General features: G+C 71.0%; 11 protein-coding genes. 9 read left to right on the top strand and 2 right to left on the bottom strand.

The genetic code is table 11. The annotated features are described in order from the left end of the window. Positions 1-22: 22 nt before the first annotated feature. Positions 23-1,552, top strand: coding sequence for a hypothetical protein (locus THSYN_RS17280; protein ID WP_100920228.1), 1,530 nt, complete (start codon positions 23-25; stop codon positions 1,550-1,552). 171 nt (positions 1,553-1,723) lie between these two features. On the opposite strand, the gene THSYN_RS17275 is transcribed toward THSYN_RS17280, so the two are convergent. Next, the gene (locus THSYN_RS17275; protein ID WP_100920227.1) at positions 1,724-2,302 is read right to left on the bottom strand and encodes a Uma2 family endonuclease; all 579 of its coding nucleotides are present in this window, start codon (positions 2,300-2,302) and stop codon (positions 1,724-1,726) included. A 127-nt stretch (positions 2,303-2,429) separates the two neighbouring features. Here THSYN_RS17275 and THSYN_RS17270 point away from each other — a divergent pair, with 127 nt between their 5' ends. The 8 genes from THSYN_RS17270 to THSYN_RS17235 all read left to right on the top strand — a co-directional run bounded on the left by THSYN_RS17270 (position 2,430) and on the right by THSYN_RS17235 (position 13,073). After that, positions 2,430-5,129, top strand: a complete 2,700-nt coding sequence (locus THSYN_RS17270) for a TIR domain-containing protein (RefSeq protein WP_236848594.1) — start codon at positions 2,430-2,432, stop codon at positions 5,127-5,129. Next, entirely contained in the window at positions 5,126-6,100 is a 975-nt protein-coding gene (locus tag THSYN_RS17265; protein ID WP_100920225.1) for an AAA family ATPase, read from the top strand. Before THSYN_RS17270 ends, THSYN_RS17265 begins: the two co-directional genes overlap by 4 nt. A 34-nt stretch (positions 6,101-6,134) precedes the next feature. Beyond that, entirely contained in the window at positions 6,135-9,236 is a 3,102-nt protein-coding gene (locus tag THSYN_RS36005; RefSeq protein WP_236848593.1) for a formylglycine-generating enzyme family protein, read from the top strand. Then, a complete protein-coding gene (locus THSYN_RS17255; RefSeq protein ID WP_100920224.1) occupies positions 9,233-9,481 on the top strand; it encodes a hypothetical protein in 249 nt (82 codons plus the stop codon). Before THSYN_RS36005 ends, THSYN_RS17255 begins: the two co-directional genes overlap by 4 nt. Before the next feature lie 543 nt (positions 9,482-10,024). Next, on the top strand, positions 10,025-10,585 hold the full coding sequence (locus THSYN_RS17250; RefSeq protein ID WP_100920223.1) for an REP-associated tyrosine transposase: 561 nt from the start codon (positions 10,025-10,027) through the stop codon (positions 10,583-10,585). A gap of 502 nt (positions 10,586-11,087) precedes the next feature. Next, entirely contained in the window at positions 11,088-12,044 is a 957-nt protein-coding gene (locus THSYN_RS17245; protein WP_236848592.1) for a formylglycine-generating enzyme family protein, read from the top strand. A gap of 464 nt (positions 12,045-12,508) precedes the next feature. After that, positions 12,509-12,802 (top strand): BrnT family toxin, encoded by a 294-nt coding sequence (locus tag THSYN_RS17240; protein ID WP_100920221.1) that lies wholly within the window; start codon positions 12,509-12,511, stop codon positions 12,800-12,802. Next, the gene (locus tag THSYN_RS17235) at positions 12,792-13,073 is read left to right on the top strand and encodes a hypothetical protein (protein ID WP_100920220.1); all 282 of its coding nucleotides are present in this window, start codon (positions 12,792-12,794) and stop codon (positions 13,071-13,073) included. Before THSYN_RS17240 ends, THSYN_RS17235 begins: the two co-directional genes overlap by 11 nt. A 473-nt stretch (positions 13,074-13,546) precedes the next feature. Here THSYN_RS17235 and THSYN_RS17230 read toward each other — a convergent pair whose 3' ends face one another. Further along, positions 13,547-14,110 carry a protein-L-isoaspartate O-methyltransferase family protein gene (locus tag THSYN_RS17230; RefSeq protein WP_100920219.1) on the bottom strand — a complete coding sequence of 188 codons (564 nt, stop codon included), beginning with the start codon at positions 14,108-14,110 and terminating at the stop codon, positions 13,547-13,549. Positions 14,111-14,292 lie beyond the last annotated feature (182 nt).

The following is a 14,292-nucleotide window of genomic DNA, read 5'->3' as shown; positions in this document are numbered from 1 at the left end:
GTGTTCATCTGTGGATCTTGCGATGAGCGATTCCCTGGACGACGCTGCGGACGACTCGTTGAATGGCCTATGGCGCTGGCCCGCGCTGGCCGGGGCCGCGGCCCTCGCGGGTGAGGACCTGCATTGCGCGCTGGGTATCTGGGGCAAGGTCCACGGCGCGGCGTCCGATTACCGCTGGATCGCCCGCAGCCCCGGCTTCGGCGCCGGGTGCCCGGACCTGCACCGGTACCTGCGCATCGGCGCCGAGGATCGGGCGGTCCGCACCACCGCCTGGCGCGTGCCCTGGGCGGCGGCACCGGACTATTTCGCCATCGGCACCTATCCCAGCCGCGCCCTGGATGCCGCGGGGCGCGGCGCCGTCCTGGAAAAGTGGGTGCTGCACTGGCGGCGGCCCCAGCCCGGGTTCCCGGTCGCCCTGGCCGCCGCCGCGCTGCTGCCGGTCGTGGCCCAAGGCGATGATGGGCCCTGGTGGGACCGGGTAGGGGAGGGCGACTGGCAGCGGCCGGACTACGCGCTCGGGCTGGACCTCTACCCGCCCGTCAGACTCGATCGCGCCGGGCTGGAAAGGGTCATCGCGGCCGGCATCGAGTCCCTGCTGGCGGCCCTGGACCAGCCGCGCCTGGCCGCCGTTTACGCCGGCCTGCTCGCCGGGTCGCGCCCGGTGCTGCCGCGCGGTCTGCAACGGCCCCTGCCGCCGGGCGCGCTGGCCGCGCTGCTGCTGCCCCTGTCCCCGGCGCAGGCCGAGCGCCGCTCCCTGTGTGCCTGGGTGCCCGCGACCCTGATCGACCCGCGCGACCTGGGCCGCAACTGGGACCTGGCGGGCACCCAAGACGCCGGTCCCGGTCCGGACCCCGCGCCCGAACACCAGGAGCTCGGCGCCCTCTTGGCCGCCGCCCTCTATGCGCGCGATCCGGGATTGCTCACGGCGCAAGGGCCAGGAGCGCGGGCGTCCCGCCCGCGCGCGGGCGGGACGCCCGCGCTCCCAGAGGCGCCCGGCCTCCACCCGCACCCCCGGCTGCACCTGGAGCCCACCGCGCCCGAGCGTCCCGCCCTGCGCTATCTGCATGAATTCGCGGACAGCATCAACCTGCGCCGCCTGGACCTCGCGCGCCTGGCCGCGGACCTGGCGGCCCCCGCCGCCTGGCCTCCCATGGCCCCTAACGAAGACCCCGCCGGGCACCCACTGATCCGCTGGATCGCTGTCCTGCAAGAGCGCCGCCCCGCCGGCGCCGATGCCGCCGACTGGGCCTTCAAGATCGATCAACTGCGCGCCGCCGCGCTCTTCGTCCTGCCGCACCCCGACACCCTGGACCTGGTGGGCCTGCCCCAAGACCAGCGCGTTCCCGCCCTGCTCGCCGCCCTCGCCGCCGACCCCGCCGCGGTTGGCGGCCACCTCGCCGCCCACGGTGCCCCGGTCCTGCGCCGGCTCCTGGAACACAGTCGCGCCTGCCCGGATGCGTCCTTGGTCAGCGATCTGCGCACCTGGATGCGGCGCTGGCTTGCCGCCACCGGCAACCCCGACCTGACGCGGGCCTTGAGCGACCTGCTCTGACCCTCCGTGTCCCCGGTGTCCCCGGCGTCTCCGGTGTCCCCGTAGGATGGGTAGAGCGCAGCGAAACCCATCCATTGCGCCCACCGACGGCACCGAATGCTGGGTTTCGCTGCGCTCTACCCAGCCTACAGACCTCGACCCCTGGCCCGCGGCCTTACCCCAAAGTCCGGGTCAGGCCTCAAACTCCACCTTGTCATAGACCTCACCCAGGGTCAGGGTGCAGCCGATGGACTCGAAGCGGATCGGCACCGCGGGGTCCGTATAGGCCTCGAGCAGCCAGCGGCCATCGGCCTGACGCGTGAACAGATCGACGGCGGGCCGGTCCTGGGCGATCAGGACATACTGACGCAGGCTCGGCAGGTCGCGGTAGAGGGCGAACTTGCCGCCGCGGTCGTAGCCCTCCGTGGAAGGAGACAGGACCTCAGCCACCAGCGTCGCATCGGTCAGCACGTCACGGCGGCGGTCGTGAAACATCGGCCGTTCGCACAGGACCACGACATCCGGATAGGCGCAGGCGTCGGCGACCTCCACGCGCAGGCGCATGTCGTTGGCCAGCACCGTGCAGGGGCGCGGTTTGAGCTGTTGGCGCAACTCGCTGGCCAGGTTAGTGCTGATCAGGTTGTGGTTGTACGAGGCCCCGGCCATGGCGAAGACCTCGCCCGCGACATATTCGTGCTTCGCGTCGCTGCACGCCCGCTCGGTGGCCAGATAGTCCTCGAAGCTGTAATAGGGTTGCGGCTGAATCGACATGGGTTTGCTCCTGGTGTCACGCGCGTGAGTATAGTCCCGGGGGCTGCCGGTCCGGAAAGGCGGTTGCAACCCACGGATGTTGAAGGTTAGCCTACGCAGACGCCAACGACGATGGAGCGCCTGTCCGGTGGACGCACCCACGACCGATCTTCCCGTTCGTCTCCTGCACCTGTCGGATCTCCACTTCAGCACCCGCTCGCAGTGGGACGCCGACCCGATCCTGCGCGCCCTGGCCCGGTTCATCGCCGCGGATATCGCCGCGCACCAGCTCTATCCGGACCTGGTGGTCATCACCGGCGACCTCGCCAACGCCGGCCGGCGCGAGGAGTACCAACTCGCCCGGCAGTGGCTGGACGGACTCTGGTCCTGTCTCACCAGCGATCCGGCCACGCCCCTGGCCCGGGACCGCCTGCTGTTGGTACCCGGGAATCACGATGTCGACTGGGGCCTGATCGAGCCCGGCGCCCGCGATGCCCACCGGGCCATGCTCGCGGCGCGGACCCAGGACGCGATCACCGACCGCCTGAAGACCAAGGCGACGCGCGAACTGCTTCTCAAGCGCCACGCCGCCTACCTCAGGTTCTACAGCGACTGGCTGGGCCCGCGCCAGGCCCGGCCCTGGTGGCAGCGCAGCATTGTCATTCGCGACCAGCGCCTGCACGTCGCCGGGCTCGACTCCGCCTGGCTGGCCGGCGGCGACGACGACAGCCGCCTCCTGCTCAGCACCTACCAGATCAACCAGACCGTGCTCCACCCGGACGGCGAGGGCGACTGGGATTGGCGCCTCGCCCTGCTGCACCACCCCTGGGCCTCGCTCGCCGAGTTCGACCGCAACGACGCCCAGCGGACGCTGCACCGCCACCGGGACCTGATCCTGCGCGGCCATCTGCACCAGCCCGACCACTTTCGCATCGTCCCCGCCGACCCCCGCTACGCCTGCATCGAGGCCGCCGCCGGCTGCTGCTACTCCGGCAAGCCCTATCCCAACGCCTTCCAGTGGATCGAACTCTCTACCCGGCCGCGCCGGGTCGAGTTCCATTTCCGCTGCTGGAATCAGGACGATTGGCAGGTGGACCGCAACCAGCATGGGTGTCCGGAAGGGACCCACAGTATTCTGGTGCCCGTGGAGCGCGGTGCCGGGAAGGGGCCGCGAACGCCTGGCGATGTGGGGCGTGCCGCAGAGTCACCGGGGCCGGTGCCCAACCAGCCCGAAGATACCCAACCCACACAGTCTTCGGCGTCCATTGCCAATCGGGTCGCTGCCGCCGGGGTAAACCAAGTCGGACCCGCGGACGCCGGGCATGGTACCCGGTCAACGGGGTCGGCGAATGCGCAGGCGGCGTCTGCGCAACCGACGCAGGTTCCGGCGATTGTTGGCGATCAGGTCGCGCCGCCCGACGGACCCAGGGTCACATCACCAGCGCAACCGCAGAGGAACCAGGAAGACTCCCCGGCCTTTGATTGCTTCCTGAGCCACAACACCAAAGACAAGTCGGCAGTGCGTGCACTGGCGGCGGCGTTGCGCGCGGCCGGCGTCTCGGTTTGGCTCGACGAGGACGAATTGCGCCCGGGGCTCCCCTGGCAGCCCCAGTTGGAGCTCGGCATCGTCGCTTCCAGCAGCGTTGCCGTCCTGGTGGGTGCCGACGGGCTCGGCCCCTGGGAGGTCGAGGAGCAGCAGGCAGCACTCGCGCTTGCGGTCCGCGACCAGCGCCCCGTTATCCCGGTCTTGCTGTCCGATGCCCCACGGGTGCCGCAATTGCCCATGTTCCTCGCCAATCGCACCTGGGTGGACCTGCGCGCGAGTCCAGACACTGGAGACGCTGGTGGTCTTGACCGGTTGATCTGGGGGATCACCGGCAGGAGGCCCGGGGCCCCGGGGGCCGGCTCCAAGGCCGGAAGACTCAATGGCGACCCCTCGCGCCCCGACCGCGTGCAGCCTGATGCGCAGCCCGTCCCGCCGAACCCTGTCCACCAGACGGCGCCGCGGGAGATTGCCGCGAACCTGGACGCCGTCCCCGCCCTGGTGACGGCCCTGGCGGCGCACGTCAAAGTGGCGCCGCCCGCCGGTGCTCAAGAAGTGGCCGCCTGGCTCTGCCGCCGCGACGCCGACGGGGTCCGCGCGGCCATGGGCGCCTTGCGCCAGGCGGTCCGGGACGCCACCCTGGCGGTGCGCCGTGCCCAAGGCGATCTCACGCCCCTGCGCGAGCGCGCCCGCGCCATCCTCGGCTGGCTGTCGGTGCTGACCGTCCTCGACGACTACGCCTGGCCGTACGCGCCCAAGGTCACAGCCCGGTGGTTCGATGGCGCCGCCTTCCGCATCCCACTGGGCCGCAACGCCTGTATCGAGGTGCTCGCGGCGCGCTGGGCCGGTCGCCCGGCCGACTTCGAGTCCGGTCGCGACCGCTGGGACTATGGCCGCTACGATATCTCGCCCCACCCGAAGGCCGACCCGGGGGTGAACGAGCTGCTGCACATGGACCTCGAACCGGCCTTGAACTATGTGCGCCGTCTGGTCTATCAGCACATCGAAGGCAAGGAGCCGCCGCCCGTTCTCGACCCCGATACCTGGCAGGAGCTTCGTGAACGGGTGACAATCCGGCGCGATGAAAAGGGGGAGCAGCGGCGAATCGTCCTCGACGGCCGCGGTGCGACCAACGCCTTTGACTACGCCGCCGTCCTGAAGGCCATCCACGCCGACATCCCGGAGGTCCACCTGATCGTGCTGGTCGGCCCCGGCGCCGACCACCCGGAGGTCTTCCTCCTGCCCGCCGCCAAGCTCTCCGGTCAGATCAAGGAGTGCCTGGAAGACATCGAGGCGATGACATGATCCCCGACATCCCGGTCGATACCCGCGTGGAACTGCCGCCCTGCGGTACCTGGCCCGCATCCGTCCACCTGTTCGACGAGGCGAGCGCCGATGCCATCCTGGCCGCCCTGGCCGCCGAGCGCCCGCTCCTGGTGCGCGGCGAACCGGGCGCGGGCAAGAGCCAACTGGCCCGGGCCGCCGCCCGGGTGCTGGGACGGGTCTTCGTCTCCAGCGTAGTCCACGCGCGCAGCGAGGCCCAGGACCTCCAGTGGGAATACGATGCCGTCGCCCGTCTGGGCGAGGCCCAGGTCCTGGCCGCCGTCCACTCGGACCTGGACCATCGGGAACGGCTCGACCCCCGCCGCTATCTGAGCCCCGGCCCCCTGTGGTGGGTCTTCAACTGGACCTCCGCCCAGGACCAACTCCGCGACTACTGCCTGTGCAAGGCGAGTCCCCCGGCGGGGCTCGCCGGCTGGACCCCGGAGCAGGGGGCCGTGCTCCTCATCGACGAGATCGACAAGGCCGAGGCGGACCTGCCCAACAGCCTGCTGGAGACGCTTGGCAACGGCGCCTTCCCGGTGCCCTGGCTGGAGGCCCCGGTGGGGCTCAGCCCCGGGGTTCCGGCACCGCTGGTGGTCATCACCACCAACGAGGAACGCGAACTCCCCGCCGCCTTCCTGCGCCGCTGCATGGTCCTGCGGCTCGACCTGCCCACCAAGCCGAGCGACCTGATCGACTGCTTGGTCAAGCGTGGCGGTGAGCACTTCGGCACGCAGTGCACCAAGGCCGTCCGCACCCTGGTGGCCGAGCAACTCGTCGAGGACCGCGCCCGCGCCCTGGACCTGGGCCGCCCGGCGCCGGGCCAGGCCGAGTACCTGGACATCCTGCGCGCCCTGGTGAATGCCCGCGGGTCGAGCGAGGCCAAGCAGAAGGCCCTGTTCTTGCGGATCGCCCGCTTCGCGCTCGACAAGACCGGGGCGCGGAGCGGGTGAGCCCATTGCCGCGACCGACACGGCGGCCGGACCCATGAAACGCGGCGCCCTGGGTCGGGCCGATCTGATCTGCTGGGCCTTGGGTCTGGACGATGCCCGTCTGGGGCGATTGGCTGAAACGCTGGGCTACCAGGAGCAGCCGCCCGCTCGAGGCATGGCAACGTGTCCTGCGGCAATCGGTGAAGTGCGTGCCATGGCACACGTAGGCGAGACGCTAACCGCAACCGCCGCGCCATGCCACCGCCAGTACCGCGTTGTCGAGTGTCGCACGCTCGCGCCGCCACTGGCAGTACCCGATCCGCAGCCTGAACTCGAACCAGAGCCGCCGGTCGCGCCCCTGGGTCCGCCGCCCCCCCTGATCCCCTGGCCGCGTCTCTGGCCCTTCCTGCGCGCCGCCCTGGGCGACCTGGCCGAGCGCAACCGTATCGACCTGCCGCGGCTGGTGGCGGCCTGCTGCCGCATCCAACCCCTGCGGCGGCTACCGCGCCTCAAGGGTCAACGCTGGGCCCCCGCGGGTCAGCTCATCCTCGACCTGCACCCGCGGCTCTACCCCTTCTGGGGCGACTTCAACGCACTCAAGACCGCCCTGCCGCGACTGCGCGGCGGGACTGGCCTGGAGATTCTGCGGATGGACCAGGGGCCGGACGGCCCCGTTCAACCTTGGGAGGCCGGGGCCTGGGGTCCGCCGCGCCCCTATGTGCCGCCCGCCGCCGACATCCCGGTGCTGATCGCCGGTGACCTGGGCTGCCTGGGCACCGCCGCCCAGCGCCAGGCCTGGGTTCGGCTCGGCCGGCGACTGGCCGGGACCGGTCGGCGCCCCGTCGTGCTGACCCCCTGTCCGCCCCGCTGGTGGGACCCGGAACTGGCCGGGCTCTACTTTCCGGTGGCACTGGACCGGGGCAGCCGCATCCCCGCCCGGCCCGGCGGACCGCGGCCCTGGCCTGCGCAAACCCTGGACCTGGCGGCGGCCATCCAAGAGGACCCGGGGGCGCGCCTGCTGCTCACCCTGCTCAGCGCCTGCGTCGCCATCCGCCCGGCGCTGCTCCGGCACCTGCGCCACCGCCTGCCCGCGCACCTGGCCGACGCCGGCAGTGAGGCCGCCGCCTGGCAGCATCCGGCCTTCACCGCCGGTGATTTCGCGTTACTCCCCGGCGACCTCACCGAACTCGGGCGCCTGCGCGCGGCCTTTCCCACTACCGGCGACGAGGACGAGCGCCGCCTCGCCTGGGCCCTGATCCGCGCCCAGCAGGGACAGGGCAGCACGCGCTCACAACGCATGGAGGAGCGAGCGCTCCAGGCGGCGGCGCACGGCCGCACCGACCCCGAGGCCGAGGCCTTCTACCAGGAGGTGGCGGCGGCCCTGACCGAGGCCGCTGCCGAGGGCGAGCACGCCCGTTGGCTCGGGGCCTGGATCACCAGTCATGCCGGACACCTGGACCGGGCCGCCTGGGACCATAGCCCCAGTTCCCATCGGCTCTGGCTGTTGGCCCACCCCGAGGCCGAACGTTCAGGCTCCGTGAACCCCGCCGGTTTCGACATCTACCGTGCGCAGGCCGCCGCGGGCCGCCCCAAGCGACCCCACTCCTGGCGCCTGGTCCAGCGCGGCGACTGGCTGGAATGGGAGTCCACGGCGGCGCCCGCCGAGACCTTCGGCAGCGGCAGCCCGGTGGTTTCCCAGATGCCTACCGGCTGGCCCGTGGTCGATGCGCAGGAGAACCGCGGCGGCGCCCCCTGGCAGAGTCTGGGGCTGGACCCGGCCAACGGGGGCGCCAGCGCACTGCCGCTGAACGCGGCCGGCTGGCGCCTGCGCACCGACTTCGAGGAACTGCTGATCGCGCCCATGGACAGGCCCGCCTGGGCCCACACCCTGGGGCGCGACGGCGACGGGCTCTTCGTCGGGTTCACCGACGGCCACGGCGAGCGGCGCGCCTACTGGTGCGCGCCCCTGGAGTGGCTGCGCTGGCCCGGATTGCCGGTTCGCGCGGCGCTGGATGCGCCCTGGGACCTTGATCGCCGTTCCGGCCACCAGAAGAAGACCGGAGGTCGAGGCTTTAGCCGGTCGACGGCGCGTCTGCGCGGCCCTGGTCCGGCTAAAGCCTCGACCTCCGGTGCGCGACGCCGACGTGTCGGCCGCAACGATCATGACGGCCTGCCCTTGAATCGCCACGGCACCTTTATCGACGTGCAGCAATTCAGGGCGTTGCGGTCGGTTGGACTGGTCCCGGCGGGCACTGGGCGGACCCTGACCCGCGATCGGTATGGGCTGCGGTTGGAGATCGCGATCAAGGGCGTTCCCATCGGCCTGCGGCGGGTCTGGCCCGGCGTCTTTCAGATGGGCTCGCCGCCGACCGAGAAGGGCCGATTCGACGATGAAACTCAGCACGAGGTGATCCTCACCCGCGGCTTCTGGCTGGCCGAAACCGCCTGCACCCAGGCCCTGTGGGAGGCGGTGATGGGCGAGAATCCCAGCCATGCCAAGGGACCGCAACGGCCGGTCGAGCAGGTCAGTTGGGAGCAAGTCCAGGGTTTCATCGAGCGCCTGAATGCCGAACTGGCCGCCTCGCTGGGTGCGCCGGTCGATCCGGCGTTGCCGGATGCCGCAGAAAGGTCCGCACAGCGGACCCTACGGTTTCGCCTTCCGACCGAGGCCGAGTGGGAATATGCCTGCCGGGCGGGCACGATGACCGCCTACTCATTCGGCGACGACTTCGATCCGAAGCTGGCAAACAATGGCAGCGAAACGGTCGCTGTCCGCTCCCTTCCTCCCAACCCTTTGGGATTCTACGAAATGCACGGTAATGTCGATGAGTGGTGTCAGGACTGGTTCGGGGACTACCCGACCGGTCCGGTGGTCGATCCTGAGGGTGCTGATTCAGGCGAGGGGCGTGTGCTGCGCGGCGGCGGTTGGGCCGACGAGGCGCGGCGCCTGCGCTCCGCGTCCCGCTTCCACTGCGTCCCCGGCGACCGCGGCCATTACTGCGGTTTCCGGCTTGCCCTAGGTCCCGAGCCCGGCCAGGCAGGAAATGGGACAAAGGCAGGGAGCGGGGCCGGACTGCCCGCGCAGGGAGCGAGCGCGAGCGAGCGGAAGGCGCGGGCGGTCAGGCCACGCGGGACCTCAGGAGGCACGCGGACATGAAATACCGATTCTTTCAGATCCCGGTCCAGGAGCCGGATGCCCAGACCGAGGACCTCAATCGCCTGCTCGGTCAATACCGCACCCTGTCGGTCGACCGGCATCTGGTCGCTGGTCGCCGTAGGGTCCGCTGCGCGGACCACCCCCGCGCTGCCCCGCCTTTGCTGGTGCCGCGCGGACCATCTTCGCGGGTGGTCATCGGGCGTGGCGGGTGCAGCGGTCCGCACAGCGGACCCTACGGGCCGTAGGGTCCGCTGTGCGGACCACCCCTCGCAGTGCCCCCGCCCTTGATTGCGCCGTGCGGACCATCTCCAGGGCGGTCATCCGGCGTCGCGGGTGCAGCCCCGTAGGGTCCGCTATGCGGACCGCCCCTCGCGGCGCCCCCGCCCCTGATTGCGCCGTCTGGACCATCGCCAGGGCGGTCATCCGCCGTCGTGGGTGCAGCGCCGTAGGGTCCGCTGCGCGGACCGCCCCCTCGCGGTGCCCCCGCCCCTGATTGCGCCGTCTGGACCATCGCCAGGGCGGTCATCGGGCATCGCGGGTGCAGCGCCGTAGGGTCCGCTGTGCGGACCGCCCCTCGCGGTGCCCCCGCCCTTGATTGCGCCGTATGGACCATCTCCAGGGCGGCTATCGGGCGTCTTGGATGCAGCGGTCCGCGCAGCGGACCCTACGGTGGGCCGACCCAGGGAGCAAAGCACCCCGCAACCGCCGATCGACGGCATCGCCCCACGCAACGCAGCCCCGGGCGGCTAAACTAATGGCACCTATCCTCCCACCCGAGGGTCCCGCGGATGTCCAATTGGCGGCGTGTCTTCGTGCCCGGCGGGACCTATGCCTTTACCCTGGTCACCGAAGGGCGGGCGCCGATCCTGGCGTCGCCGTTGGGCCGGGCCATCCTGCGCCCGGTGCTGCGCGACTGTCGGCAGACCTGGCCCTTTGAGATCATCGCCATGGTGTTGTTGCCGGACCATCTGCATACGCTGTGGCGACTGCCGGCGGGCGATTGCGCCTATCCGCGGCGTATCGGTTGGATCAAGAAGGAATTCACCAAGGCGTGGCTGGCCGGCGGCGGGGCGGAACAGCCCGTGTCCGCCTCGCGGCGGCGCCATCGGCGCCGCGGGGTGTTGCAACGCAAATGCTGGGAGCACTGCATCCGGGGCGAGCAGGACCTCGCCAACCACCTGGATTACCTCCATTACAACCCGGTGAAGCACGGGTACGCGGCCCGTGCGGTGCAATGGCCCTGGTCCTCGTTTCACCGGTATCTGCGGGCCGGTGTCTATCCGGCGGATTGGGGTTGCTCGGCGCTGGAATTCGGCGACTTGGCGGATGAGTTCGGGGAGCCGGGGTGAGGGACCTGATGCGGTCTTCGGTCCGCACAGCGGACCCTACGGATGGCCCGTCGGTCCGGGCGGGTCCCGTAGGGTCCGCTGCGCGGACCAGCCGCAACGCGAAACCGCCGACGTTGCAGTTGGCCGCGGAGGTGTTCGGTCCGCACAGCGGACCCTACGGGTGGCCCGTCGCTCCGGCTGCCGTAGTCCGCTGCGCGGACCAGCAACGCGGAACCGCCGCCGTTGCGGTTGGCCGCGAGGGTGTCCGGTCCGCACAGCGGACCCTACCGGGCGGCGGATGCCGCCCCATGGACCAGACCGCCATCCGGTCCTGCCGCCCTGCCATTGCGGGGGGCGCAGGCGAAAAGCAAAGGGCCGGCGGTGTGTTGGTAGGGGTAGCGGATGCCCCCCGAAGGCTCGCCGTCCGGCCGCCCTCTTGTTGGTGCGCGGGTTGCCGCCGCCTCACCGATCCCTGTGGGAGCGGCCTGCGGCCGCGCCGCGCCGCGCGCCGGGTGCCCGATCAGTGACCGGTCCGCCCCCCTCGCCACCCCCGGGTCCGCCCCCCGACCAGTTCCCCGCCCCCTGGGCGAGCGACTGGGGCGAGGACCCCTTCGGCCTCTGGCAGGCCTTCACCTACAAGGGCGCGCGCCAGGGTTTCCGGTGGATACCGCCGACGCCTGAGCCCTTTCTGATGGGCTCGCCCGAAGGCGAGCACGGGCGCTCCAGTGACGAGCGCCGGCACCCGGTGCTGCTGACCCGCGGCTTCTGGCTGGCGGACACCGCCTGCACCCAGGCCCTCTGGCAGGCGGTGATGGGCGGGAATCCGAGCGACTTCAAGGGCGAGCGGCGGCCGGTGGAGAACGTCTCCTGGGATGACGTGCAGGGCTTCATCGAGCGGCTCGATGCCGAGCTTGCGGCCTTTGCGGGCCGGCGTGCGACCCGACGCCTGGGCGGGGTCGATGCTGACCAAGCGTCCGACCAGCACCTGCGACTGCCGACCGAGGCGCAGTGGGAATACGCCTGCCGCGCCGGCACCACCGGCCCCTTCTCCTTCGGCGACGACCTCAGCCCGGAGCAGGCCAACTACAACGGCAACTACCCCTACCGCGGCGACCGCAAGGGGCTGTATCGGGAAGAGACCCTGGACGTCGCCTCCCTGCCCCCCAACCCCTGGGGTCTGTATGAGATGCACGGCAACGTCTGGGAGTGGTGCAGTGACTGGTATGGCGACTATCCGTCCGGTCCGGCTACCGATCCGGTTGGGCCTGACTCTGGCGAGTGGCGTGTGCTGCGCGGCGGCAGTTGGGCCAACGTGGCGCAGGGCCTGCGCTCTGCGTACCGCGGCCGCCTCGGCCCCGGCAACCGCAACCGCGACTACGGTTTCCGGCTTGCCCTAGGTCCCGAGCCCAGGCCGGCAGGGCAGGCCGGGCAGCCAGGCAGGGAGCGGGGCCGGACTGCCCGCGCAGGGAGCGAGCGGTAGCGAGCGGAAGGCGCGGGCGGTCAGGTCCCGCGGGGCGTGAGGAGGCGCCGGTCCCACCCCAACCCCAGGCCCCGCCGTCGCCCCGTCCGGCTGAAGCCTCGACCTCCGGTGCGGCATGGCCTGGGAGCGCCGCACCCCAGTGCGGCGCGATCTCGCGGATAACCCCGCCGGTGTGGCTTGAGCAGAGGCCGCGCCGCACTGGGGTGCGGCGCTCCCAGTGGCCACTGCGCCTTAACTTGATGGCAGTGACGCGGGAGCGTGGGAACGAGAAGGTCCCGCGGGGCGCGACGAGGCGCATTGCTAAGTCTGGGCGGGCAGGGTGATATCCTTGCCACCTTGACGACGACCTCGGAGACCCCTTATGGACTCTAAAGGACTTGATCCCCTGATGCGTTATCAGGAATACGCTGGCTCCCACGGGGGTTTATATTGACAAAGTAAATACGTCTGCTAGATTCCCATCAATGGACATCGCGTTCGAGCGCAACGGCGACCTGTTCGTCTGGAATCGGGCCAAGGCCGCGACGAACTGGCGAACCCATCGGGTGCGCTTCGAGGACGCCGCGGCGGTGTTTGCCGATCCGCTCTTCGTGCTGGTGGATGCCGCCCGCAACGATGAGGCGCGGGACGCGGCCATCGGGTTCGGCGCGACCGGTCGGTTACTGTATGTGGTGCACATCGAAGTCACCGCCTCGCACATCCGCATCATCTCCGCGCGGCGCGCGGAACCTGAAGAGGAGGCGCTCTATGCTCTCTGAACGCTTGCAGAAACGGCTGACGAAAGAGCGGCCGATGACCACGATTACGCTGCGCATCCCGGTGGACGTGGTGGAGTCGCTGAAGGCCCTGGCCCCGCACAAGGGGTTTTCCGGGTACCAGACGCTGTTGAAGTCCTATTTGAGCGAAGGGCTGCGCCGCGACGAGGCGCTCTATGGTGCGGACCCGACGGCACGCTTGCTCGAGGCCCTGCGCGCGCGGGGGGTTGCGCAGGAGGTGCTGGAGGCGGCCGTGCGGGACCTGGCGGCCTGAGGCCCTGGGTGGCGCGCTCCACGTCGGCCGCCCGTCCGGCTGAAGCCTCGACCTCCGGTTCGACTGCGGTCACACCGCCGCCCGCGGCGAGACCGTGCCGGTCGCGCAGCGACGCGACCGCGCAAGCCGCCGCGGCCTCGCTGCTGGCCGCTGGCTCCCACGCTCCTGCGCTCCCGCGTGGGAGCAAGTGCGGGCGCTCCGCGTCCAGTGCGAAGACCGGACGCGGAGCGCCCGCACGGCATTCCCACGCGGGAGCGTGGGAACGAGAAGAACAATCCACAGATGAACACAGCTTTTCTTTGAATTGTCGTGCGCCTATCGCTGATGTCGTCATCGCCGGCGAGGCGAGCCGCAGACCAAGCGTAAGTCAATGAATTCTCTGTGTTAATCTGTGTTCATCCGTGGATGACTGTCCTTTCTTGGATCATCTGTGTTCATCTGTGTTCATCTGTGGATAACCATTCTTCCGGCCTTTATCTTTCCATGTGCGGTTGCACCTGACCTGTTGGCGTGCCGGCCGCCGCCGGACTGCTGCCAGCCTCCGCGGCGGGCTCCTCCCCGATCCTCTCGAAGCGCAGGAACTCGTTCTCGCGCAGGAATCCGGGTTCTTCCACCAGGCGGAACCCGGCGGCCCGCACGGCGGCGATGAGTGCCTCCCGGGCGGCGGCGGCGGGCGGTCCGGTGCGCCTGGACCCGGCCGCGGGGCGGGCGGCGACGAGGATCAGGGTGCCGTAGGGGACGAGCGCCGTGTGGATGGAGTCGAGCAGTGGGCGCGGGTCGGCGGACCGCTGCCCGTCGGTGGCGATGAAGGCGAGGTCGATGCCGGCGGCCGGCAGCCCGGTGTCGGCCGCGGTGGCGAGGGTGGGGATCAGGTTGGGGACCCGGTAGTCGCGCACGACCCGGTTGAGCCCGGCGATGCGCTCCACGGCGCCGTCCCCCGCCTGGACGACTCCATAGACCACCCCCTCGGGGCCGACCGCGCGGGCGAACAGGGCGGCGATGAGTCCGTCGCCGTCCCCGATGGCGGCGACCCGCATGCCGGGCGTGACGGCGGCGGCGTGGACGATCTCGAAGCGCCGGGTGAAGACCTCGCGGCCGGGCGGCGGGGTGGGCGGGGGGGCTGGCCCGGGTCGCCGGCCTGGTAGTGGCGGTCGAGCAGGGGGCTGGCGGTTGGGTCGTCCAGGGCGGGGCCGGCGGGGGCCGGCATTGCCGCGGGGGC

Source organism: Candidatus Thiodictyon syntrophicum, assembly GCF_002813775.1.
In the GTDB taxonomy this organism is placed as follows: Bacteria; Pseudomonadota; Gammaproteobacteria; order Chromatiales; family Chromatiaceae; genus Thiodictyon; species Thiodictyon syntrophicum.
The sequence above is the reverse complement of the archived record's forward strand: the minus strand, read 5'-3'. Positions and strand labels throughout refer to the sequence as shown.